Annotated in this window: 22 protein-coding genes; 11 read left to right on the top strand and 11 right to left on the bottom strand. The window is 51.8% G+C overall.

The features are described 5' to 3' along the window. Nucleotides 1-124 precede the first annotated feature (124 nt). Nucleotides 125-469 carry a DUF1294 domain-containing protein gene (locus tag ACJ69_RS07805; protein ID WP_054829633.1) on the bottom strand — a complete coding sequence of 115 codons (345 nt, stop codon included), beginning with the start codon at nucleotides 467-469 and terminating at the stop codon, nucleotides 125-127. 454 nt (nucleotides 470-923) lie between these two features. Beyond that, a complete protein-coding gene (locus tag ACJ69_RS07810) occupies nucleotides 924-2,447 on the bottom strand; it encodes an EAL domain-containing protein (RefSeq protein ID WP_059346845.1) in 1,524 nt (507 codons plus the stop codon). A 787-nt stretch (nucleotides 2,448-3,234) separates the two neighbouring features. On the opposite strand from ACJ69_RS07810, the gene ACJ69_RS07815 reads away from it, so the two are divergent. Then, the gene (locus ACJ69_RS07815; RefSeq protein ID WP_047647596.1) at nucleotides 3,235-3,453 is read left to right on the top strand and encodes a cold shock domain-containing protein; all 219 of its coding nucleotides are present in this window, start codon (nucleotides 3,235-3,237) and stop codon (nucleotides 3,451-3,453) included. A 188-nt stretch (nucleotides 3,454-3,641) separates the two neighbouring features. Here the strand turns inward: ACJ69_RS07815 and ACJ69_RS25675 are convergent, their stop codons facing one another. Beyond that, entirely contained in the window at nucleotides 3,642-3,812 is a 171-nt protein-coding gene (locus ACJ69_RS25675) for a YnfU family zinc-binding protein (protein ID WP_307837570.1), read from the bottom strand. Nucleotides 3,813-3,904: 92 nt separating this feature from the next. Between ACJ69_RS25675 and ACJ69_RS07820 the strand changes: the two genes are divergently transcribed. After that, nucleotides 3,905-4,132: a hypothetical protein gene (locus ACJ69_RS07820; protein ID WP_054829631.1), complete on the top strand. Its 228-nt coding sequence runs from the start codon at nucleotides 3,905-3,907 to the stop codon at nucleotides 4,130-4,132. A gap of 220 nt (nucleotides 4,133-4,352) precedes the next feature. Here ACJ69_RS07820 and ACJ69_RS07825 read toward each other — a convergent pair. Next, nucleotides 4,353-5,050 (bottom strand): IS1-like element IS1A family transposase gene (locus tag ACJ69_RS07825; RefSeq protein ID WP_103215986.1). Its coding sequence is split into 2 segments (ribosomal slippage): nucleotides 4,353-4,801 and nucleotides 4,801-5,050, totalling 699 coding nucleotides; the frame shifts between segments, so codons are not numbered across the junction. A 49-nt stretch (nucleotides 5,051-5,099) separates the two neighbouring features. On the opposite strand from ACJ69_RS07825, the gene ACJ69_RS25955 reads away from it, so the two are divergent. Beyond that, complete coding sequence (locus tag ACJ69_RS25955; protein WP_374206711.1) at nucleotides 5,100-5,183, top strand: YnaM/YnfT family protein; 84 nt, start codon at nucleotides 5,100-5,102, stop codon at nucleotides 5,181-5,183. A gap of 16 nt (nucleotides 5,184-5,199) precedes the next feature. Here the strand turns inward: ACJ69_RS25955 and ACJ69_RS07830 are convergent, their stop codons facing one another. Continuing rightward, entirely contained in the window at nucleotides 5,200-5,520 is a 321-nt protein-coding gene (locus ACJ69_RS07830) for a cupin domain-containing protein (protein WP_059346846.1), read from the bottom strand. A gap of 245 nt (nucleotides 5,521-5,765) precedes the next feature. Between ACJ69_RS07830 and ttcA the strand changes: the two genes are divergently transcribed. Then, complete coding sequence (ttcA, locus tag ACJ69_RS07835) at nucleotides 5,766-6,701, top strand: tRNA 2-thiocytidine(32) synthetase TtcA (RefSeq protein ID WP_023312015.1); 936 nt, start codon at nucleotides 5,766-5,768, stop codon at nucleotides 6,699-6,701. A gap of 42 nt (nucleotides 6,702-6,743) precedes the next feature. Here the strand turns inward: ttcA and dbpA are convergent, their stop codons facing one another. From dbpA to ACJ69_RS07850, 4 genes are all read right to left on the bottom strand, one after another. Next, nucleotides 6,744-8,117 (bottom strand): ATP-dependent RNA helicase DbpA, encoded by a 1,374-nt coding sequence (gene dbpA / locus ACJ69_RS07840; protein WP_059346847.1) that lies wholly within the window; start codon nucleotides 8,115-8,117, stop codon nucleotides 6,744-6,746. 27 nt (nucleotides 8,118-8,144) lie between these two features. Beyond that, nucleotides 8,145-8,327 (bottom strand): proline-rich small protein YnaL, encoded by a 183-nt coding sequence (ynaL, locus tag ACJ69_RS25680; RefSeq protein ID WP_071886551.1) that lies wholly within the window; start codon nucleotides 8,325-8,327, stop codon nucleotides 8,145-8,147. 273 nt (nucleotides 8,328-8,600) lie between these two features. Continuing rightward, a complete protein-coding gene (zntB, locus tag ACJ69_RS07845; protein WP_023335899.1) occupies nucleotides 8,601-9,584 on the bottom strand; it encodes a zinc transporter ZntB in 984 nt (327 codons plus the stop codon). Between the two features lie 154 nt (nucleotides 9,585-9,738). Further along, nucleotides 9,739-10,881, bottom strand: coding sequence for a methyl-accepting chemotaxis protein (locus ACJ69_RS07850; RefSeq protein ID WP_059346848.1), 1,143 nt, complete (start codon nucleotides 10,879-10,881; stop codon nucleotides 9,739-9,741). Nucleotides 10,882-11,337: 456 nt separating this feature from the next. Between ACJ69_RS07850 and ACJ69_RS07855 the strand changes: the two genes are divergently transcribed. The 4 genes from ACJ69_RS07855 (at nucleotide 11,338) to ACJ69_RS07870 (ending at nucleotide 15,788) form a co-directional block, all read left to right on the top strand. Further along, nucleotides 11,338-13,467, top strand: a complete 2,130-nt coding sequence (locus ACJ69_RS07855) for a putative bifunctional diguanylate cyclase/phosphodiesterase (RefSeq protein ID WP_059346849.1) — start codon at nucleotides 11,338-11,340, stop codon at nucleotides 13,465-13,467. A 92-nt stretch (nucleotides 13,468-13,559) separates the two neighbouring features. Beyond that, nucleotides 13,560-14,792, top strand: coding sequence for a sensor domain-containing diguanylate cyclase (locus ACJ69_RS07860; protein WP_059346850.1), 1,233 nt, complete (start codon nucleotides 13,560-13,562; stop codon nucleotides 14,790-14,792). 74 nt (nucleotides 14,793-14,866) lie between these two features. Continuing rightward, entirely contained in the window at nucleotides 14,867-15,007 is a 141-nt protein-coding gene (locus ACJ69_RS25185; protein ID WP_021240268.1) for an Ecr family regulatory small membrane protein, read from the top strand. A gap of 217 nt (nucleotides 15,008-15,224) precedes the next feature. Beyond that, nucleotides 15,225-15,788, top strand: a complete 564-nt coding sequence (locus ACJ69_RS07870; RefSeq protein ID WP_033145709.1) for a DJ-1/PfpI family protein — start codon at nucleotides 15,225-15,227, stop codon at nucleotides 15,786-15,788. A gap of 90 nt (nucleotides 15,789-15,878) precedes the next feature. Here ACJ69_RS07870 and ACJ69_RS07875 read toward each other — a convergent pair whose 3' ends face one another. Continuing rightward, entirely contained in the window at nucleotides 15,879-17,495 is a 1,617-nt protein-coding gene (locus tag ACJ69_RS07875; protein ID WP_048976577.1) for a peptide ABC transporter substrate-binding protein, read from the bottom strand. A gap of 185 nt (nucleotides 17,496-17,680) precedes the next feature. On the opposite strand from ACJ69_RS07875, the gene mpaA reads away from it, so the two are divergent. Further along, complete coding sequence (gene mpaA / locus ACJ69_RS07880; protein WP_047647589.1) at nucleotides 17,681-18,394, top strand: murein tripeptide amidase MpaA; 714 nt, start codon at nucleotides 17,681-17,683, stop codon at nucleotides 18,392-18,394. On the opposite strand, the gene ycjG is transcribed toward mpaA, so the two are convergent. Further along, the gene (ycjG, locus tag ACJ69_RS07885; protein WP_059346851.1) at nucleotides 18,385-19,350 is read right to left on the bottom strand and encodes an L-Ala-D/L-Glu epimerase; all 966 of its coding nucleotides are present in this window, start codon (nucleotides 19,348-19,350) and stop codon (nucleotides 18,385-18,387) included. The genes mpaA and ycjG overlap by 10 nt on opposite strands. A 107-nt stretch (nucleotides 19,351-19,457) precedes the next feature. Here ycjG and tpx point away from each other — a divergent pair, with 107 nt between their 5' ends. Together tpx and ACJ69_RS07895 are read left to right on the top strand one after the other, a co-directional pair. Continuing rightward, entirely contained in the window at nucleotides 19,458-19,964 is a 507-nt protein-coding gene (gene tpx, locus ACJ69_RS07890; protein WP_023335907.1) for a thiol peroxidase, read from the top strand. A gap of 275 nt (nucleotides 19,965-20,239) precedes the next feature. Next, nucleotides 20,240-21,448 carry an aldose 1-epimerase family protein gene (locus tag ACJ69_RS07895; RefSeq protein ID WP_059346852.1) on the top strand — a complete coding sequence of 403 codons (1,209 nt, stop codon included), beginning with the start codon at nucleotides 20,240-20,242 and terminating at the stop codon, nucleotides 21,446-21,448. Nucleotides 21,449-21,457: the final 9 nt, after the last annotated feature.

Below are 21,457 nucleotides of genomic sequence, written 5' to 3' on the forward strand. Positions count from 1 at the left end.
TGTTGCACGTATTATTCAGATTGTGCAAAAAACAGCAACCACTTAAGGATAGTCCTACTACTATTGGCAGTGACGGAGGAATGAATTAAAGATATGCCTTACCGTCAGCGGTCCCAGCCAACGCTCATAAAAGAGAATAAGAAGAAAAATGGTAAACCGCCGCCATCATGGCGATGCTGACGACGACGCTGATGAAAAAGTAGCTTTTGAAAGGCTGCTTTTGGGTTTTATGGCGAAAGAGCTGTTGCCCCGCAATGGCGCCAGGCCAGCCACCAGTCACGCCAAATACCAGCAATGTCGCTTCCGGAACCCTGCTCATCCCCTTTCGCGCCGCCATTTTATCGGCGCCATACATGACCAACGTCAGCACATTGATCGTCAGAAACCACATAAGCAGAGGATGGGTAGCAAGAAGGCTGCCGATCGCAGCGATAATCAGGAGTAAATAACAAAAGCGATTAAGGGTCATAGCACGAGTCACGGGGTGTTTAGCGGTTTTGGATGACGCATTATACGCTAACTGCGCCCCTGGCATCACTGATTAACATTTAAACTGCCGTAATAAGTAAGCATTTTTTCATTATGCTTTAGCGGTCAGCATTTTTTTCTTAAAAAATTAACCTGAAGCGCCTTACGTCGAAAACACAGCGCAAGAGCATTGTTTTAACAAAACAACAATTATTGCATCCATTAATCTAAAGAGGGGCGCGGCAATATTGATTAGAATCAAATTAAACGTTAGGCTGCTAATATTCGAGACCCCACATGCGCTTCTAACTTTAAAAAACAATGCTGAAAACAATTAATTTGACCATCCGGTCAATGCATAACAAAATATCACCGTGGTTAAAGCAATAATGGTCTGCATTTTTTGGGGGATGATGTCCCCCCTTTTTATTTTCTCAGAAACAACCGAATAAACATTACTCCACCCTGACCTTAACTTTTGGCTTCGACAAGAGAACTTTGACCAGTTCCTTGAAAGGAAGAGGTTTGTAAAAGAAAAAACCCTGTAAAAACCGGATATGATTGCGTGTGAGGTAATCGAGCTGCTCTTCAGTTTCAACGCCTTCCGCCACGATGCTAATTGAAAGTTTTTTGGCCAACTCCAGTACCGAATCAAGGATTAGCGTTGAGTCCTCATTCGCGTTAACCCTGGCAACAAAGCTCTGGTCGATTTTAATGTAGTCAATATGCAGATCCTGCAGATAGGACAGGCCGGAATAACCCGTACCAAAGTCATCCAGCGCAATGGCAAATCCGTTGTTATGTAACTCATTCAATGTATTAACGAGATGTTCATCAATGTCGAGTGGTTCACGCTCCGTCACTTCAACGACAAGGTTAAGATCCTGTTGAGTAAAGCTGCGCTTGTAGTGGAGACACTCTTCAACAAAGGTGGACGCAACGATATGAGAAGCGCTGAAGTTAATCCCTACGTGAAACCCTTCTGGCAGCAATGTCGCAATAGCATTCATGTGTATTGCAACCTGCCTCATTAAGCTCTGAGTCAATGGAATAATTAAACCGGATTTCTCAGCAAGAGGAATAAAGGATGCGGGAGAAATGAACCCTGATTGAGGATGCTTCCATCTGGCCAGCACTTCCACACCCCGTAAGGTTCCCTCTTTGCCGCTCACAACGGGTTGGTAATACGGAATAATTTCATTTCTGTAAATGGCGATGCGCAGTGATTCTTCAGGTGAGACATCCTTAGAAATATAGCGTTGAAGAATATATGCAGAAAGAGAGGATATTATCAGCAGGAATAACACCACGCCTCCGGCTCGATTGAATAATCTCTTAAGACTAAAAAGAGGTGGAGAGTTAAATTGTACCGAAAATGGATAATTAGAGGCTTTTACCGTTAATACCTCTTTCTTCGTATGGTCTGCCGTCGTCACATCGCCTGTCAGGCCTAAAAGGGTATTGCCTACTCTCAGGGAATATTCAACGCCATTTAATGGCATATCCAGCGCATCACGGATATGGCTATCGCTAATGCTAACGATGATTCGGCTTCCGGCGTGAATTGTCTGGTATAAGAGAACCGGAAGACCGTTGACGGTACTGGCCGAAGGGACGAGGAGCAGTGATGACTCAGGCAGCACTGAACTGTTGACCAACAATACGCGGTTTCCCGGTAGCGAGGAGCACCAGACCGCATCATTTTTCAGAATAACGATCGTTCTCAGGTGAGGCTGTAATGCCGCCTCGGTGCCTAGCCGATATTGCCCTTCAGCATCACACTCATTCTCGGCAAGTTGCATTGCCATCTCAGTCGCATGACGAGCTTCTTTAAGAATAACATTCATGTTCCGCACGACGTAGTGCGCCTCTGCCAGGCTATCAGCCCGTGCAGAATACCAGACCTGTAAATTAATGATAAAAACGCCGAGCAAAAACATTGTCGTGGCTGCAGCTACTGGGATAGATGCATGGCGCATTTAGGGTTCTCGATTTAAGTGAAGTAGCCGCTTCAACGATGCTGAAGTGATTGAATTGTCATTGTCTTAAGCATGGTCGATAACGTAATAATTACCATGCCAGGCGTCAGAAATGTTCTCGCTAACCAGATTGAGGGGAAACAAAAGGCCGCCGAACGGCAGCCCTGGTGGATAAGTGTCTATTAATATCGCTTTATTGTATTGATCGGGGTTCTTTCTGACCAGTCTGGCCGCTCGCCGGCCATGATTGCACGCTGTTGCGTTGGCGTCACAGACTGGGTTATTTCAGGCATTGACTTGTATTCGGGTTGTTTAGGTGGACTGAGAACCAAATCGGAGCTACAGCCTGACAGCAGGAAAATGGCCAGTAGAGATAAACTAAGCTTGAACACGTTAAACCCTTCCAATGGGATAAAATTTTAAGAAAAAGCGTGGTGCTGAACATACATAGCCTAATCAAAATATATTCCCAAGGTCAATGCGCGCAACCCTTTTTCCAGCCCCGGACTCGCAAAGGCGAACATCAAGCCGACGACTTTTTATCGAGAATTGACACCAGATTCAACGTGACCGGAAATGCGCCACGTAAGCCATCCGGATGGCTAAAATAACATTTGCTTATCAACTCAGTCCGTGCCTTAATGATTTAGTTGGCTCGACGCAATACCGAATACAATATTTTACCACGCAGTCCTCATAACCAGGCGCTATCGCTGATATCCCCTCCTTTTGAGTCCATACGTTTTAGTCATTTCCTATCATTTAAAGAGTCTTTAAAGGAGTATTTATGTCTTCACGAATTCAAGGTCTGGTTAAGTGGTTTAATGAAGATAAAGGCTTTGGCTTTATCTCTCCCCTTGATGGCAGTAAAGATGTTTCTGTTCATTTCTCTGCCCTACAGGGAGAAAGTTTTAATACACTATTTGAAGGCCAGAAAGTCGAATTTGCGATTCTTAGCGGCGATAAAGGCCCTGCTGCTGCAAATGTCATTCTTCTGGATAGATAATATTATCAATGGCCCGTGATTACCAACAAGGTTTCCTGAGTAAACGGGCCCTGGATTATATGTCTGTTATTGATAGCAACAGTCAGCATATTTTCTTAACGAGTATGCTAACCAATGTGATGAAGTGCAGAACTGCTGCATGAATGGTCTAAAACTCAAAGCTAACTCATTTTGTCAACTACTTTGGTTTAGAATCGTTGAGTAGATTTAAACAAAACGTGGCAGTACGGGCAGACAAGTTGAGCGCCCTTTTGCACGCGATTAAAACTATGCTCTGAATCTTTAGAGCAATTTGGGCATGAACATTTGACTAAATGATTTCGATGGGATTGTGTATTTTTACGTCCAGACATAGGCATCTCCTGATTTTACGGACTGCCACCATACACGTTAAAGCTAAAAAATGCTTGCTTTAGTTTTCGAATGTTCCTAAAAAAACACAGGGTGGTTTATGAAGAATGTCATCGTTTTTTTCAATGGGAAGCCTGGTAAAGTTGTCACGGTACAACAAGGCGTTACGTCCGTAAGGCAGGAGTATCCGGATGGAGAAGAAATATACCTTCAGATTATGTCTGCCGGTTTCCGGTCTTTAACCGGCGATCGCAGCTTTGTCTACGTTGCCTCTGATAGAGAACTCACCTCTCAGAAGATACTTGATGCCGCAAAAAACCATTTGTGATGTGCGTTTCCGGAAAAATCATAGCCACTTCACAAATGGAAAGATAAAACCTCAGTAAAATCTCCGATATTTGCGGCGAGCGCTTTTAGGTTTTATCTTTTGAATTAAAATAATAAAAACGTCTAACAATTAAAGCCTGCTAAATGCAGGCGATTTTATAGAACCTGTAATCCTAAACCGCCCACCTTTTATTTACACAACACAGGGTAATGACTCCAAATTATTGATAGTGTTTTATGTTCAGATAATGCCCGATGACTTTATCATGCAGCTCCACCGATTTTGAGAACGACAGCGACTTCCGTCCCAGCCGTGCCAGGTGCTGCCTCAGATTCAGGTTATGCCGCTCAATTCGCTGCGTATATCGCTTGCTGATTACGTGCAGCTTTCCCTTCAGGCGGGATTCATACAGCGGCCAGCCATCCGTCATCCATATCACCACGTCAAAGGGTGACAGCAGGCTCATAAGACGCCCCAGCGTCGCCATAGTGCGTTCACCGAATACGTGCGCAACAACCGTCTTCCGGAGCCTGTCATACGCGTAAAACAGCCAGCGCTGGCGCGATTTAGCCCCGACGTAGCCCCACTGTTCGTCCATTTCCGCGCAGACGATGACGTCACTGCCCGGCTGTATGCGCGAGGTTACCGACTGCGGCCTGAGTTTTTTAAGTGACGTAAAATCGTGTTGAGGCCAACGCCCATAATGCGGGCGGTTGCCCGGCATCCAACGCCATTCATGGCCATATCAATGATTTTCTGGTGCGTACCGGGTTGAGAGGCGGTGTATGTGAACTGTAACTGCCATGTTTTACGGCAGTGAGAGCAGAGATAGCGCTGATGTCCGGCAGTACTTTTACCGTTACGCACCACCCCGTCAGTAGCTGAACAGGAGGGACAGCTGATAGAAACAGAAGCCACTGGAGCACCTCAAAAACACCATCATACACTAAATCAGTAAGTTGGCAGCATCACCGCCGTTGTGATGGGATTGATAACGTTGAGTTTGATTAAAGTTTGGATCAGCACGTCGAACAATCCTGACAATCTGTGACCTTATCGCAAGCCGCTTAAAGCGAGGCCACTTCCGTTTCTGGTAAATCAATGATAACTAGTGTGCCAAAACTGCCTGTTTCTACAGTATGGGGAGTGCCAGCTTTAGCGATATAGAGCTGCCCAGCCGTTACAGAGATTTTTTTACCCGTCACGCCCAGCTCCAGACGTCCATCAATGACCAGTAACCCCTCGTCATACTCATGTACCTCTTCAATCACTGAGCGTTCATCCATTCGTAAAACTTTAAGATTTGCAGTTCCAATCCGGCCCAATACACGAGAGTGCCAGGTCTCCGGTAAGGCAAGTGCTTCGGTTTTTAGGTCATAAAGCGACATTAAGTCATTCCTTTTTATGTTCATTTAACGCTCTTATGCCATATAAGTTCCCTGCGGTCATATAACAAATATGGAAAACTACCACGAGTAAAATGCTATATGAGGTCCTGAAATCTCAACGCACGCTAACGGCGTTGCTGCACCAGTTATAACCCCGCTGTAAAACGTGCTGGCATTCGCCGCCGGAATCCGTACCATACGCGGCATACAATGTTTGCCCCTGCTGGCTCCGAAGGTAGTACTAAATGCAAGAGAATCAAGAGATTAACAAAAAAGAGCAATACAACCTGAATAAACTGCAAAAGCGACTGCGCCGTAACGTGGGCGAAGCCATTGCAGACTTCAACATGATTGAAGAAGGTGACCGCATCATGGTCTGCCTGTCAGGGGGTAAAGACAGCTATACCATGCTGGAGATCCTACGTAATCTTCAGCAAAGCGCACCGGTGAAATTTTCCCTGGTGGCGGTCAACCTTGACCAGAAACAGCCGGGCTTCCCGGAGCACATTCTGCCGGAATACCTCGAAAAGCTGGGCGTTGAGTATAAAATCGTCGAAGAAAATACCTACGGCATTGTGAAAGAGAAAATCCCTGAAGGGAAAACCACCTGCTCACTCTGCTCTCGCCTGCGCCGCGGCATTTTGTATCGTACCGCGACGGAGCTGGGCGCGACCAAAATTGCGCTGGGCCATCACCGCGACGATATCCTGCAAACGCTGTTCCTCAATATGTTCTACGGCGGCAAGATGAAAGGCATGCCGCCTAAACTGATGAGCGATGACGGCAAGCACATTGTGATCCGCCCTCTCGCCTACTGCCGCGAAAAAGACATTGAGCGTTTTTCTCAGGCTAAAGGTTTCCCGATCATTCCATGTAACCTGTGCGGCTCTCAGCCGAACCTGCAGCGTCAGGTAATTGGCGACATGCTGCGCGACTGGGATAAGCGTTATCCGGGTCGTATCGAAACCATGTTCAGCGCGATGCAGAACGTCGTCCCTTCCCATCTCGCGGATGTGGAGCTGTTCGACTTTAAAGGCATCAATCACGAGTCAGAAGTTGTGAACGGCGGGGACCTGGCGTTTGATCGGGAAGATATTCCCATGCAGCCAGCGGGCTGGCAGCCGGAAGAAGATGACAATCAGTTTGAAGAGCTGCGTCTGAACGTGCTTGAAGTGAAGTAAGCGATTAGCGTCTCAGAAACATCTTCTGAGACGCTTCATTCTTTATTTCAGCAGACGTACGCGACAGGTTTTGCCCTTAATTTTCCCGTTTTGCAGCTGCTTCCATGCCTTATGGGCAACCGCCTGGCGAACCGCTACGTAGACATGCGCCGGATGGACCGCAATCTTGCCGATATCCGCCCCGTCCAGACCCACATCCCCGGTCAGCGCCCCTAATACGTCACCTGGACGCATCTTGGCTTTTTTACCGCCATCAATGCACAGCGTCGCCATTTCAGCCTCCAGCGGCACAAGGCTGACGCTGGCCGGTGCATTCATCCAGTTCAGCTTAATCTGCAGCATCTCAGAGAGAATATTGGCGCGCTGCGCCTCTTCCGGTGCGCAGAAGCTGATCGCCAGACCGCTGTTTCCCGCGCGCGCGGTACGACCAATACGGTGCACGTGCACTTCAGGGTCCCACGCCAGCTCAAAGTTAACCACCAGCTCAAGAGATTTAATGTCCAGACCGCGCGCAGCGACGTCGGTTGCGACAAGAACGCGGGCGCTGCCGTTAGCGAAGCGGACCAGCGTCTGATCGCGATCGCGCTGCTCCAGATCGCCATGCAGAGACAATGCGCTCTGGCCGGCGGCATTCAGGGCATCACAGACCGACTGACAGTCTTTTTTGGTATTACAGAACACCACGCAGGACGCAGGCTGATGCTGGCTCAGCAATTTCTGCAGTAGCGAAATTTTTCCCTGCTGCGAGGTTTCAAAGAACTGCTGCTCGATAGCGGGCAGCGCATCTACGCTGTCGATTTCAATGGTGAGCGGATTTTTCTGCACGCGCCCGCTGATGGCGGCGATGGCCTCCGGCCAGGTCGCCGAGAATAGCAGCGTCTGACGATCGGCCGGGGCGAAACGGATCACCTCGTCAATCGCATCGCTGAAGCCCATATCCAGCATCCTGTCTGCCTCATCCATCACCAGCGTTTGTAACGCATCCAGCGAGACGGTGCCTTTTTGCAGGTGATCCAGCAGGCGGCCGGGCGTTGCGACAATAATGTGCGGCGCATGCTGGAGTGAATCACGCTGCGCGCCGAACGGCTGTCCGCCGCAGAGGGTTAAAATCTTGGTATTGGGCAGGAAACGCGCCAGGCGACGCAGTTCACCCGCGACCTGGTCTGCCAGTTCGCGGGTCGGACACAGCACCAGAGACTGGGTCTGAAAAAGTGCCGCATCGATGTGCTGCAACAGGCCAAGGCCAAATGCCGCCGTTTTCCCGCTGCCCGTTTTCGCCTGCACGCGCACGTCACGGCCCTCAAGGATGGCGGGCAACGCGGCCGCCTGAACAGGCGTCATCGTGAGGTAACCCAACTCGTTGAGGTTATCGAGTTGGGCGGCGGGCAGAACATTCAGGGTAGAAAAAGCGGTCACAGTAGTCTCTCGTGGTCATCTTTGCGGTCAGATGGCGCGTATCCTCGCAGATCTCGCGGTCCGATGCGACAATTTAATCGGTTCTTCATCTGGCGGCGGGTCGGGCATCGGCTGCGGGCGCGGAATGGGATCGGGCATTGGCACCGGATCGCTGGGGATGGGATCGGATTGACGCGATTGTTGCTGTAGCAGAGCGTTCAGGATGCTCATCATTCCCTCCAGAATTTGCTTTCGTCCCTTTTAGGGTAGACGCTGAGAATCAGGAGGCAAAAAAAAGCCGACTATGAAGTCGGCGTCGTACGAATCAATTGTGCTATGCAGTAATTCAAAAAAGGAAGTAAGACAATATGGAGCGCAACGCCCATCGCTTGACGTTGCATTCACCTGCGGAAGTAATATTGCACCTTACGGGGTAGATGTTTATTGACTTCGCTCAATTAAAAGAGCGTTTTGATCCCGTGAAAAGCTGAAAAAAGCGTAAATTTACAGCCATTTACTACGATGCAACCACCATGCAACACCACCAATCAAAACAACTAACATCACGCAAAACGCGGTAAAGCCGTAGCGATAAGCGCCACCCGGAATTCCCCCCAGGTTCACGCCAAACAGCCCGGTAAGAAACGTGCTGGGTAAAAACACCATCGCCATCAGGGACATCGTATAGGTTCTTCTCGCCAGAGACTCCTGCATCACCTGCGCGATTTCGTCCGCCATCACCGCCGTTCTGGCAATACAGGAATCAATCTCGTCCAGCCCGCGCCCCAGTCTGTCGGCAATATCCTGCATTCTGCGCCGCTGATCGTCATTCATCCAGGCGAGCCTTTCGCTGGCAAGACGCGCGTAAACGTCGCGCTGCGGCGTCATATAGCGGCGCATCACAATCAACTGCTTACGCAACAGGGCCAGAAAACCGCGGGGCGGGATCTGCTGATCGAGCAGGTTATCTTCCAGGTCGATGATTTTGTCGTGCAGCTCTTCAATAAATTCACTCGCATGATCGGTAAGGGCGTCGCAGACGTCCACCAGCCAGCTGCCGCAGTCGACCGGCCCGGTGCCTTCTTTCAGATCGTTGACGATGTCATCCAGCGCCAGAACTTTTCGCTGCCGGGTCGACACAATGAGCCCGTCGTCCATGTAGACACGCATCGCAACCAGCTGATCCGGACGTTCATCCGTGCTGCCGTTAATGCAGCGCAGGGTGATTAGCGTCCCGTCACCCATTCGACTCACGCGGGGCCGCAGGCTTTCACCCGCCAGCGCATCGCGCACGTTATTGGGCAAGAGCGGAGTCGAGGCCAGCCAGTCAGCGCTGTCCGGGTGGGTGTAGTTCAGATGTAGCCAGCAGGGATGCGCACTATCGATCACATCATTATCTTCCAGCGGTCGCGCACCGCCGCGACCATCCAGCACCCACGCAAAAACTGCGTCTGGAACGTTAAGTTCAGATCCTTTAATGCTTTCCACAGCGCCTCCACCTTTTTAGCTCTTCGGTGTCAGTCTAGCTTTCATCAGGTGTTAAGCAACAACTATGTATCTCATCGCGCTGAAATCGCTCAGGAATTGTACATACTGGCCAGAGGCGTAAAAAAAGCCTGGCATGCCAGGCTTTGAGGTGCTGTCAGAGAGAATGCTCTGGCCGCTGCAGGAAGGATGGCGAGCCGCCAGGTGATGAGGACAAGGATGACTGATCGAGCCTGAAATTACGCGTTCGGGTCTGCAGCTCAATCACCTGATTACGCAGTACATCAGACGAACCGTTGAGTTCCTCTGCCATTGCCACGTTACTTTGCGTAACCCGCTCCAGCTCCGATAGCGCCAGGGTAATCTGAGAAATGCCTTTCTCCTGCTCTGAGGTTGACGCGGAAATGTCGTCCATTAAGCGGCTGACATTCCCCGACCCCGTCACGATTTCATGCATGTTTTTCTCTGCCTGTGACACAACGCTGGCTCCCTGCGTGACGTTACTGCTGGTGACTTCAATCAGCGTTTTGATATTCTTCGCGGCCTCTGCGCTGCGGTGTGCCAGGTTTCTTACCTCTTCCGCGACCACAGAAAACCCCTTTCCATGATCGCCCGCCCTTGCCGCCTCAACGGCCGCGTTGAGCGCCAGGATATTCGTCTGGAACGCAATGCCGTCAATGAGCGAAATAATCTCCGTCATCTGCTGCGCGCATTCGGTAATAGACTGCATATTGCTGGCGACCTGCCCCATGAGCTCACCGCCCTTGCGCGCCTGTAACGTCGCCACATTTGCCTGCTCGCTCGCCAGGCGGGTGTTATCGGCATTGTTTTTGGTGCTCGCGGCCATTTGCTCCATGCTGGCGGCGGTTTGCACCAAAGACGCAGACTGCTGTTCGGTTTTCACCGATAGCTGAGCGCTACGTGCCGAGAGTTGGTCCGATAAGGTCATGGCGGTTTGCGATGACGCCCTGATCTCACGCACCAGCGTCGCAATATTGCCGGAAAGGCTATTTATCCCGGGGATGAGTCGGCCCGCGCAGTTATTGCCAAACTCAGGGATAGATACGCCAAGGTTACCTGCGGTCACCTCCTCAATACTTCTCTTCACCGTATTGATCGGCGTCACAAGATACTTCGTCATATAGACCCAGAGCAAAAATAGCGCAACGAAATTGATGACATTAAGCGAAATAAAGAGAGACGTATTGCTGGAAAATAGAACCACGACACCCGCACTTACCAAAAAAAGAGAGAAAAGGAACCCGATAATAAAGGTCCTGACACTAATATTTTTTAGCATGATAATACCCACGTTTTATATTTTGGTCGGCACTTAGACTTATAGCATTGGCCCGGAAGTTTTTCATCGCAAACAACGCTTGTTTTTTGTTTCGCCGTTAGCATCCTGAGATTTGTCTTAAGTCAGATAAAAAAAGCGTATTAGTGAAAATGTTATGCTCAGCATGCTGTGATACTGGTTTCCCGCCATCTTAAGCGATAGTATCGCCCGCGGTGAGACGATACGATCGCCCTCATATTTAAGGAGCTTTGCTACAGTTATTCGTTCTTGTTTAGCAACGCTTAATATATTAACAAGAGAATATATTTTATATTCTTAATAAGTTTTAGAGTATTAATATGACTGGTCATTTTTCACGATAAATAACTAATATGGTTTGAATGCGCATGTTCGTTGCCCAATAAAGATGTACCCGGCAGGCGAAATCGGTGACCCTCTCAGGCGTGGGACTGCATAATGCTCAATATATCGTGGGACCCTGTGTTAATCGCTATCTCTTATCTGGTGGCGTTTATCGCCTCCTTTGTGGCGCTGGACAGCGCCGGAAAGATCCCCCTCTCCAGCCGAAAGGCTGCCCTCTTCTGGCGCATTGCCGGTGGGGTCACGCTGGGCATTGGCATTTGGTCGATGCACTTTATCGGCATGCTGTCGATGCAAATGCCCATGATGATGAGCTACGACCTCTGGTTAACCCTTGCGTCACTGGGCGTCGCGGTGATTGCATCGGCCACGGCACTTAATATTGCCGTCGCGGGCAAAAAACTTTCTCCCTTCCGGCTGATCTTTGCTACGGCGATCCTGAGCGCTGGCGTGGTGTCTATGCACTACATCGGTATGGCGGCCCTGATGCTGGATGGCAGCATCATCTGGGATCGCCGCATCGTGGGGTTGTCCGTGGTTATTGCTGTTGTTGCCTCCGGCACGGCGCTGTGGCTGGCTTTCCGTCTGCGGGATAAACACAAAGGCGTCTTTATCAATCGCATTCTCGCGGCCTTCGTCATGGGTGCCGCCATTTGTGCGATGCATTATACCGGCATGAGTGCCGCGCAGTTTCAGGAAATGGCGCATACCCTCCCGGGCGGGATCGGCGAGCTGGGGTTATCCATCTGGGTTTCGGTCACCACGCTCTGCCTGCTCGGCGTGATGTTAATCATTTCACTTATCGATTCCCACCGGCGCACCAGTCGGCTGACGGATAATCTGCAGCAGCTAAACCGCCAGCTTGAGCTACAGGCGCGTTTTGACGCGCTCACCGGGCTCGCAAACCGCCACCAGATGGATCTCCGCATGCAGGATTGTCTGCGCAGCGCGCTGCTGAGCAAGAAGCCATTTGCGGTTATTTTCCTGGACGTCGATCACTTCAAACGCGTTAACGATACGTGGGGCCACAGCGTCGGTGATGAGCTATTGATCGCGGTCGCGCAGCGCATCACGGCCCGGCTCACTCGTGAGATGACCCTGGCAAGGCTGGGAGGCGACGCCTTTATCCTGCTGGTGCCGGAATGTGACGACGACAGGCTCAACGCCCTGGTCACCGCGTTGCTCGAAGACGTGCGACGCCCTCTGTCTGTCTGCGGGCATACGTTAAGCACGACGATCAGCGCGGGCGTCAGCCTCTATCCTCAGGATGGCGAAACGCTGCATGAGCTGAAGCTCAAGGCGGATGCAGCCCTACATCGCGTCAAAGAAGAGGGCCGCAACGGCTGGGCGATTTACCGGGCCGAGATGTCAACGGCGATCCCGGCAAAACCCGGTTTCCTGCAGGAGCTTTCTCAGGCGCTTGAGCGCGATCAGTTTGAACTGTGGTACCAGCCAACCTGGCATGCGGGAGAGAAAACCATTCACGGTTTTGAAGCCCTTCTGCGCTGGCGGCATCCCGAGCAAGGGGTTGTGCTGCCAAATCTGTTTATCCCCTCTCTGGAGCAAACGAGTTTAATTATTCCGGTAGGTAACTGGGCCATTGAAGCGGCATGCCGACAGCTTCATTTCTGGACTGAGCAAGGTTTCAGCCAGTGGACGCTGTCGCTCAACCTATCCCCCATCCAGTTTGAACAGCCGGATATTTTCCAGATCATCTCGTCGATGCTGGAAAAATATAGCTTGTCTCCGTCCCGGCTGATCCTTGAGGTAACGGAAAGCACCGCGCTTAAAAATCTGGACCGCAGCATTGAGTTGCTCAATGCGTTTAATCACGCGGGGATCGTCGTCTCGATTGATGATTTTGGTACGGGCTATTCCAACCTTCTGATGCTGAGCGTGCTTCCGGCAAAAGAACTTAAGATCGACAGAAGCTTTGTCACGTCGATGCTGGAAAATGAAAAAAGCTACAAGCTGGTTGAAACCATTATCAGTATCGCCCGGACCATGGAGATGAATGTGGTGGCAGAAGGGATCGAGACGGAAGAACAGCAGGCGGTTCTCACCCGTCTCGGCTGCGATTACCTGCAGGGTTACCTTTTCTCCAGGCCCTTACCTGCCGAACAGGTACCGTGGCTACTGCTGCAGATGAATTCAGACAAACAGATTATACCCATTAATAAAATTCAAACGGACCCCGCATTTATTTCTCAAAAAAATCATGCCTGACGGGGTTAAGTGGAGTATGTTTCAAGGGAGTACACGCGAGTCAATTCTGTCATGATTGTCAGGCACATGTTGTCGATGAACAGGAAACGCCTATGTCGCAACCTTGTTTTGATGCGTTAAATGTAATTAAAACACCCGTGTGGCTCGTTTCACCCGTGTCGGAAAAGATCATTTTTGCGAATGTGTCCGCAACGCAGATCATGGGGGATAAAACGCTCGATGACCTGCGCAAAGGGATCTATTCAGCCAGTGCGCAAACCGTCCTGTCGATGTATGTATCTGAACTGAAAACAGAGCAGGAGATCGTCGAAATCTGGACAACGAACCGGGATGGACAGGATACGCCGTTAAGCTGTCGCCTCTCGCTTGCCCACTACGCGCCCTGGGGAGATGTGATTGTTTTCGAGGGCATCTCCCAACAAATACTCTCAGGATTGAAGGCCAGCCGTTCCGCTAACTACCGGCGGAAAAAACAGGGTTTTTATGCGCGCTTTTTTCTGACCAACAGTGCCCCGATGCTGTTAATCGATCCGGCCCGCGACGGTCAAATCGTCGATGCGAATCTGGCCGCGCTCAATTTTTATGGTTATTCACATGATGACATGTGCAGTAAGCATACCTGGGAAATCAATACGCTGGGGCGAGATGTGATGCCCATAATGACTGCGATTGCCGCGCTGCCCGGTGGTCATAAGCCGCTCAATTTTGTTCACCGCCTTGCCGATGGATCCACCCGCCACGTTCAGACGTATGCCGGGCCCATTGAGATCTACGGTGACAAGCTGATGCTGTGCATCATCCACGATATCACCGAGCAAAAAAGGCTGGAGCAGGAGCTGGAACATGCGGCGTTACGTGACTCCATGACCGGGCTACTCAACCGGCGGCAGTTCTACGCGATTACCGATCAAAGCAGCCTGAATAAACTTCCTGCGCAGCAGCAATTTAGCCTGCTGCTGGTGGATACCGACCATTTCAAAAACATTAATGACCTGTTCGGCCATCTGAAAGGCGATGAGGTGCTTATCGCCCTTTCCCGGACGCTGGAAGCCTGTAGTCGGGAGGGCGATATGGTCTTCCGCTGGGGTGGCGAAGAGTTCGTTATCCTGCTGCCGCGCACCTCTCTCGATACCGCGATGCAGATTGCCGAGTCAGTCCGCGCAGCCGTTGCCCGCATTACGATTCCGGGCTTGCCGCGGTTCACCGTTAGCATCGGCGTGGCGCGGCACAATCAGGGGGAGAGTATTGACGAGCTGTTTAAGCGCGTGGACGATGCGCTGTATCGCGCTAAAAATGACGGACGCAATAAAGTCCTTGCGGCATGAAACTGGAGTATCCGTACAAGCCCCGCTACAATGCCCACCTCGAATCAATTAGCTTCAGGTGGGTAAAAGCCGCAATGGGAAAAACAGAAATAATACTCACCTTAATTATTTTACTCCTTATTATATTTGGCTTCTGGTTTATTTTTAGCGGTGAGATCTGGTATCTCGTCGAGTTTCTTGAAAATAGCCTTTACCCGACCTTTGACGCACCGTAACGCACGTTTAATCGCTTGTTTCACCTACCGAATATGTCAGGTATCTGCTTCCCTTACAGCCGCGTAAAATACGCGGCGTTATCCTCCAACAACGTTGATAACGAATCACTTATTCATTTGCTTATGTTGCCCGTGCTCTGACGGGCTTTTTTATTTCCGGCAATTCAGCCACGCCAGGCTATATCTTAATCATCTTTATTGATAGAGGTGAGGAAAGATGAGCAAGAAGATCCTGATGCTGGTTGGCGATTACGCCGAAGATTACGAAACCATGGTGCCTTTTCAGGCGTTGCAGATGATTGGCCATCAGGTGGATGCGGTCTGCCCAGACAAACCGAAGGGCGACTATATCATGACGGCAATCCATGACTTTGACGGCGCCCAGACCTACAGCGAAAAGCCCGGTCACCGCTTTACCCTCAACGCCGATTTTTCAGCCGTAAAGGAGCAGGACTACGACGCGCTGCTCATCCCCGGAGGGAGAGCCCCCGAGTATCTGCGGTTAAATGAGGACGTCTTAAAGCTGGTACAGGCATTTGACGCCGCGCGTAAGCCGATTGCTGCGGTGTGCCACGGACCACAGCTGCTTGCTGCAGCGGGGATACTGAAAGGACGAACCTGTAGCGCCTACCCGGCCTGCGCGCCTGAGGTCCGTCTCAGCGGCGGACACTACGCCGCTATCGGCATCGATCAGGCCCATGTGGACGGGAACCTGGTGACGGCTCCCGCCTGGCCCGCGCATCCGCAGTGGCTGGCGAAGTTTAATGCGCTATTAGAATAACAGAGACCCGGCATCGGGCCACGCATAGCGAATGAAGCCCTACCGCGTTTTGCAGGCCTGGCGCGGGAATGCGCCAGGTCTCATAAAACATCAGTGCTTCTCGATAAACATCGTCCGGCTATACGCCACGTCTTCCGGGTTATTGATGGGGTAGCCTTTCACCCAGGGTTTAATAAGACGACCATTGGTGTACTGGTAAATTGGCGCGATAGGCGCTTTCTCCATGAGGATTTTCTCCGCCATGTTGTAGTCCGTATTACGCGCTTTCGCCGTGGTTTCCAGCGTTGCCTGGTGGATAATTTTATCGTAGGCCGGTTCATTGAAACGCGAGATATTACCGCTGTGGGTTGAGGTCAGCAGAGACAGGAAGGTCGACGGCTCGTTGTAATCGCCTACCCATGACGCGCGGATCACATCAAAATTGCCGGTATTACGGCTGTCGATATAGGTTTTCCACTCCTGGTTTTGCAGTTTGACGTCCACACCGAGATTTTTCTTCCACATAGACGCCACCGCAATGGCGATTTTCTGGTGGTTTTCCGAGGTGTTGTACAGAAGGGTCAACTTCAGCGGACGCTGAGGACCGTAACCTGCGGCCTGGAGCAACGTTTTCGCCTGAGCGTTCAGCTCCTGCTGGGACATCTGCTCGAACGGAGAAGGTTCAGGGGTGAACCCCGCCGTCACGTCGGGGGTGAAATGCCAGGCCGGCTTCTCGCCTGTACCTAATACCTTTTCTGCCATAATGCGGCGATCGATAGTCATGCTCAGCGCAAGACGCACCCGGGCATCGGCCGTCGGGCCCTTTTGCGTGTTAAACGCATAGTAATAGGTCCCGAGCTGAGGCGGCGTATACACCTGTCCCGGAATGTCCTTCAGGAGCTTCTGATACATGTTTTTCGGGAACGATTCGGTGATATCAATATCTCCCGCCAGATAGCGCTTAGTGGCGGAGGATTCCTGATTAATCGGAATGAAAGTCACTTTTTGCAGGACAGTTTTCGCGTTGTCCCAGTAGTGCGTATTCGGCACGACAACCAGTTTTTCATTCACCACGCGGTCGTTCAGGACGTATGCGCCATTGCCCACCAGGGCGCCCGGACGCGTCCACTCTTTACCGCTTTCAACGTTCGCTTTTTGCACCGGATAGAAGGCGAAGTTTGCCGTCAGGTTGCTAAACCACGGGAGCGGTTTGTCCAGCTGGACGCGTAAGGTTCTGGCATCCACCGCCGTCACGCCCAGGGTATCTGGCGCTGCTTTGCCATCGATAATGGCCTGCGCGTTGTTGATGCCTGCCAGCGCCGCAAACCAGGCAAACGGAGACGTGGTTTTTGGGTCAACCAGACGCTGCCAGCTGTAGACAAAATCCTGCGCGGTGACGGGCGTACCGTCAGACCATTTCGCGTTATCGCGCAGGGTAAACGTCCAGATACGGTTATCGTTGCTCTGCCAGCGCGTCGCCACGCCCGGGGTAAGCTCCCCTTTCTCGTTCTGATTCACCAGCCCTTCGAAAAGATCGCGAATCACCTGAATCTCGGGTAATCCCACCGCTTTTGCCGGATCGAGCGAAGCAGGCTCGTCTTTAATATGCCTGACCAGCTCCTGTTTTTGCGCCAGTACCGTGCCCTGGGGCACATCAGCAGCGTACGAGAGTGTAGAGAGTCCGCACAGGTACAGTGCAGCGCAGAGACGCGAAACAGGATGCTTCATAAGATCCCCTTTAATAAATTCAGGTAACAAGCAGATGCGTAATTATTTGTTTCGACACAGGGAAATGCAAATACCTTCGTCAGGAATAGTGATTTGAGGCAATTCTCAAGCGTTACGGAAACTATTTGATTAACAGCGAGTTTTGCACAACACTGCCAGTAGAGAATTCTTTATCAGGATTTCGTATGGCAATTACCCGACCACGAGCGGAGCGCGGGGCCTTTCCGCCGGGCGCTGAGCAATATGGCCGCTCATTTTTAGGCGCATCGCTGATCTGGTTCCCGGCGCCCGATGCCGATCGCAACAGCGGTTTGGTCATTGCCGGCACGCACGGAGATGAGAACTCGTCCATCGTCACGCTTTCCTGCGCGCTGCGGACGCTGACGCCTTCATTGCGACGTCACCACGTGATTCTTGCCGTCAATCCGGACGGCTGTCAGCTTGGTTTACGCGCGAATGCGAGGGGAATCGACCTGAACCGTAATTTCCCGGCGGCAAACTGGCGCGCCGGCGAAACGGTTTATCGCTGGAACAGCTCCGCCGAGGAGCGGGACGTGGTGCTGCTGACGGGAGACAAGCCCGGCTCCGAACCGGAAACGCAGGCGCTGTGCCAGCTTATCCATAAGATCCACCCCGCATGGGTTGTCTCTTTCCACGATCCGCTGGCCTGCATTGAAGATCCGCGCCACTCCGAACTGGGCGCGTGGCTGGCGCAGGCTTTCGCCCTGCCGCTCGTCACCAGCGTGGGCTATGAAACCCCCGGATCGTTCGGTAGCTGGTGCGCCGATTTGAGCCTGCCCTGCATCACCGCTGAATTCCCGCCGATTTCCTCCGACGAAGCCAGCGAGATTTACCTAAAAGCGATGATGGAGCTTCTGCGCTGGCAGCCTCAAAGATGAAGCACGCCGCTGGTAAAATTAAGCGCTGGTGAAACGTCAACCGCCAGCCACGTCGGGCCATCCAGATCGGCGAAACGGACCTGATTGACCAGCGGCAGCGCCGCGCCGATCGCCCGTGATGTGCAGAGCATGCATCCCAGCATCAGGGAAAAGCCCTGCGCCTGCGCCTCCGCCGCCAGGGCCAGCGCTTCTGTCAGCCCGCCTGTCTTGTCGAGCTTGATATTGACCATCTCATAGCTGCCCTTAAGCGCGCTCAAATTCTCGCGGGTATGACAGCTTTCATCCGCACAGACGGGCAGCGGATGGATAAAATTCTTCAGCGCCGCATCATCCTTCGCTGGCAGAGGCTGTTCCAGCATCGCCACGCCCAGGTCAGCCGGCAGCTGACATCGTGCGGCAAGCCCCTCGGGATGCCATGACTCGTTGGCGTCAACAATCAGCGTGGCCGAGGGAACCGCCGAGCGAATGGCGACCATCCGCTCGCTGATCAGGCGATCGTCGAGCTTCACTTTTAACAGCGTGGCCCCGGCGTCAAAGAGCGCTTTTGCGCTGGCGGCCATCTGCTCCGGCTCACCAATCACGACCGTTTGCGCCGTCACGACGGATTCCGGCAGCGCCACACCCAGCAAGGACGTCAGCGATTGCTGCTGCTTAGCGGCCTCAAGGCTCCAGAGCGCGCAGTCGACGGCGTTGCGCGCTGCCCCGGCGGGTAAACGCTGCTGTAACGCCTCGCGCGTGAGCCCTTTTTGCAGGTCAGGCACCAGGGTCATGATATGCGCCATCACCGACGCAGAACTTTCTCCGTAGCGCGGGTAAGGCGTACATTCCCCGACGCCTTTAACTCCCTCTTCTTCGATTTCAACCACGACCACGCTGGCTTCACTTCGGCTGCCGCGGGAGATCACAAACGGGGTATGCAATGGCCAGGCTTCTTCATAGACCTTAACGCTTCTCATCACTGACTCCTTGCGGCCCGGAAAGGCGAAAAATTTGGTTTGCCGTGTTATCCGCTGATGGCATACACTAGCCCCGACGTTAACTATATGTAAACAGGAAGATATCTATGTCACAACTCGTTCATTTCCAGGGCAACCCGGTTGCTGTTGCAGGTTCCATTCCGCAGGCTGGCAGCAAAGCGCAGGCTTTTACTCTGGTGGCTAAAGATCTGTCTGACGTCACACTGGCTCAGTTTGCGGGTAAACGCAAAGTACTGAACATTTTCCCAAGCATTGATACCGGCGTTTGTGCCGCGTCCGTGCGTAAATTCAACCAGCTGGCGACTGAAATGGACAACACCGTTGTGCTGTGCATTTCCGCTGACCTGCCGTTTGCCCAGTCCCGTTTCTGCGGTGCAGAAGGCCTGAGCAACGTTATTACCCTCTCCACCCTGCGCAGCGCAGATTTCCTCGAGAAATACGGCGTCAGCATCGCGGAAGGCCCGCTGAAAGGTCTGGCAGCACGTGCCGTGCTGGTTCTGGATGAAAACGACACCGTCGTCTTCAGCGAACTGGTTAACGAAATCACCACCGAGCCGGACTACACTGCCGCGCTGGACGTGCTGAAAGCATAATAAGTACTTAGCATTCTATACAACTTATTCTCAACCTCGCCGCGGCGGGGTTTTTTATTGCGCCAAAGCTGAATCGTTAAAGCACAAATGCGCACAAGTCACATTAATCATGCAATAACTTAGACAATATGTAACATTAGCGTGATCATTAACGCATAATAATCGTTAAAAATCCCTATTTTCATCCCCAGTGAAGCGCATCACATTTCCCTTTTTGTCTAAACATTAGATTTGCTTACGAAAGAAAATAATCGTTTCAGCAAAAAGGATAATATATGAAGATTAAATTCGCTTTTACACTCCTTTCGGTACTGATTTCTGGCCATGCAGCGGCCAAAACCTGGGTGCTGACAAGCGCTGAAAGCAGCGTAGAGAAAGGAAACTGGAAGATTTCCAGCGATGAGCTGAAAGTTAAAGACCAAACGTTCAGCATTGAGCAAAAAGTCTTGCACGGTGGTAAACAGGAAGGCAGCAAAGTCATCATTATTAGCAGCAAAGATGGCCTGACGATTACCCTGAGCCCGACCCGCGGGATGAACCTTCTGCATGTAGAAGGCTTTGGCACCCGACTGGGGTGGAATTCGCCCGTTAAAGAGGTCGTTAATCCGGCATATATCAATCTTGAAAGCCGCAACGGTCTCGGCTGGCTGGATGGTTTCAACGAGATGATGGTGCGCTGTGGCTATGAGTGGACCGGGCACCCGGTCACCGCGGACGGGCAAATTTACACCCTGCACGGCAGGGCCGGTAATACCCCCGTTTCGCAGGTCGAGGTTGAAATCGCGGATGCCGCCCCGCATGAGATCCGCGTTCGCGGTTTGATCAAAGAGAGCACGTTTAAAAAATCGGATCTGCAAACCATGACCGAACTGCGCTACGTTCCCGGAACCAACCAGTTCAGCCTGCATGATGTTCTGACCAACAATGCGGATTACCCTCATGATTACCAAATCATCTATCACAGCAACTTCGGCACGCCGATCCTTGAAGAAGGCGCGCGTTTCCTTGCGCCGGCGGCAAGCGTGAGCCCATTCAATGACTACGCCAAAGCGGGGGTTAACGACTGGCAAACCTATGCCGGGCCGACAAAAGGCTTTGATGAGATGGTCTTTAACATTAAACCGCTCGCGGACAATAACCACGAAACGCTTGCGGCGGTGGTCAATAAAGCCGGAGATAAAGGCGCGTCAATCCAGTTTGATACCCGCCAGCTGCCTGTGCTGACCTTGTGGAAGAATACCGACACGCTGAAGCAGGGCTACGTCACGGGCATTGAGCCAGGCACCAGCTACGCCTACCCCGTTACGATTGAACGCGAGCAGAAGCGGGTTAAGCAGCTGCAGCCCGGCGCCAGCGCGCAGTTTGATCTGACCTATACCCTGCTGCATAGTCCGCAGCAGGTGAAAGACGTGGAAAGCAGGATTGCGTCGATTCAGGGAGAGACAAAAACAGAAATCGTTAACACGCCGATGGCGAAGGAATAAACGTAAAGT

Source organism: Enterobacter asburiae, from assembly GCF_001521715.1.
Classification (GTDB): Bacteria; Pseudomonadota; Gammaproteobacteria; order Enterobacterales; family Enterobacteriaceae; genus Enterobacter; species Enterobacter asburiae.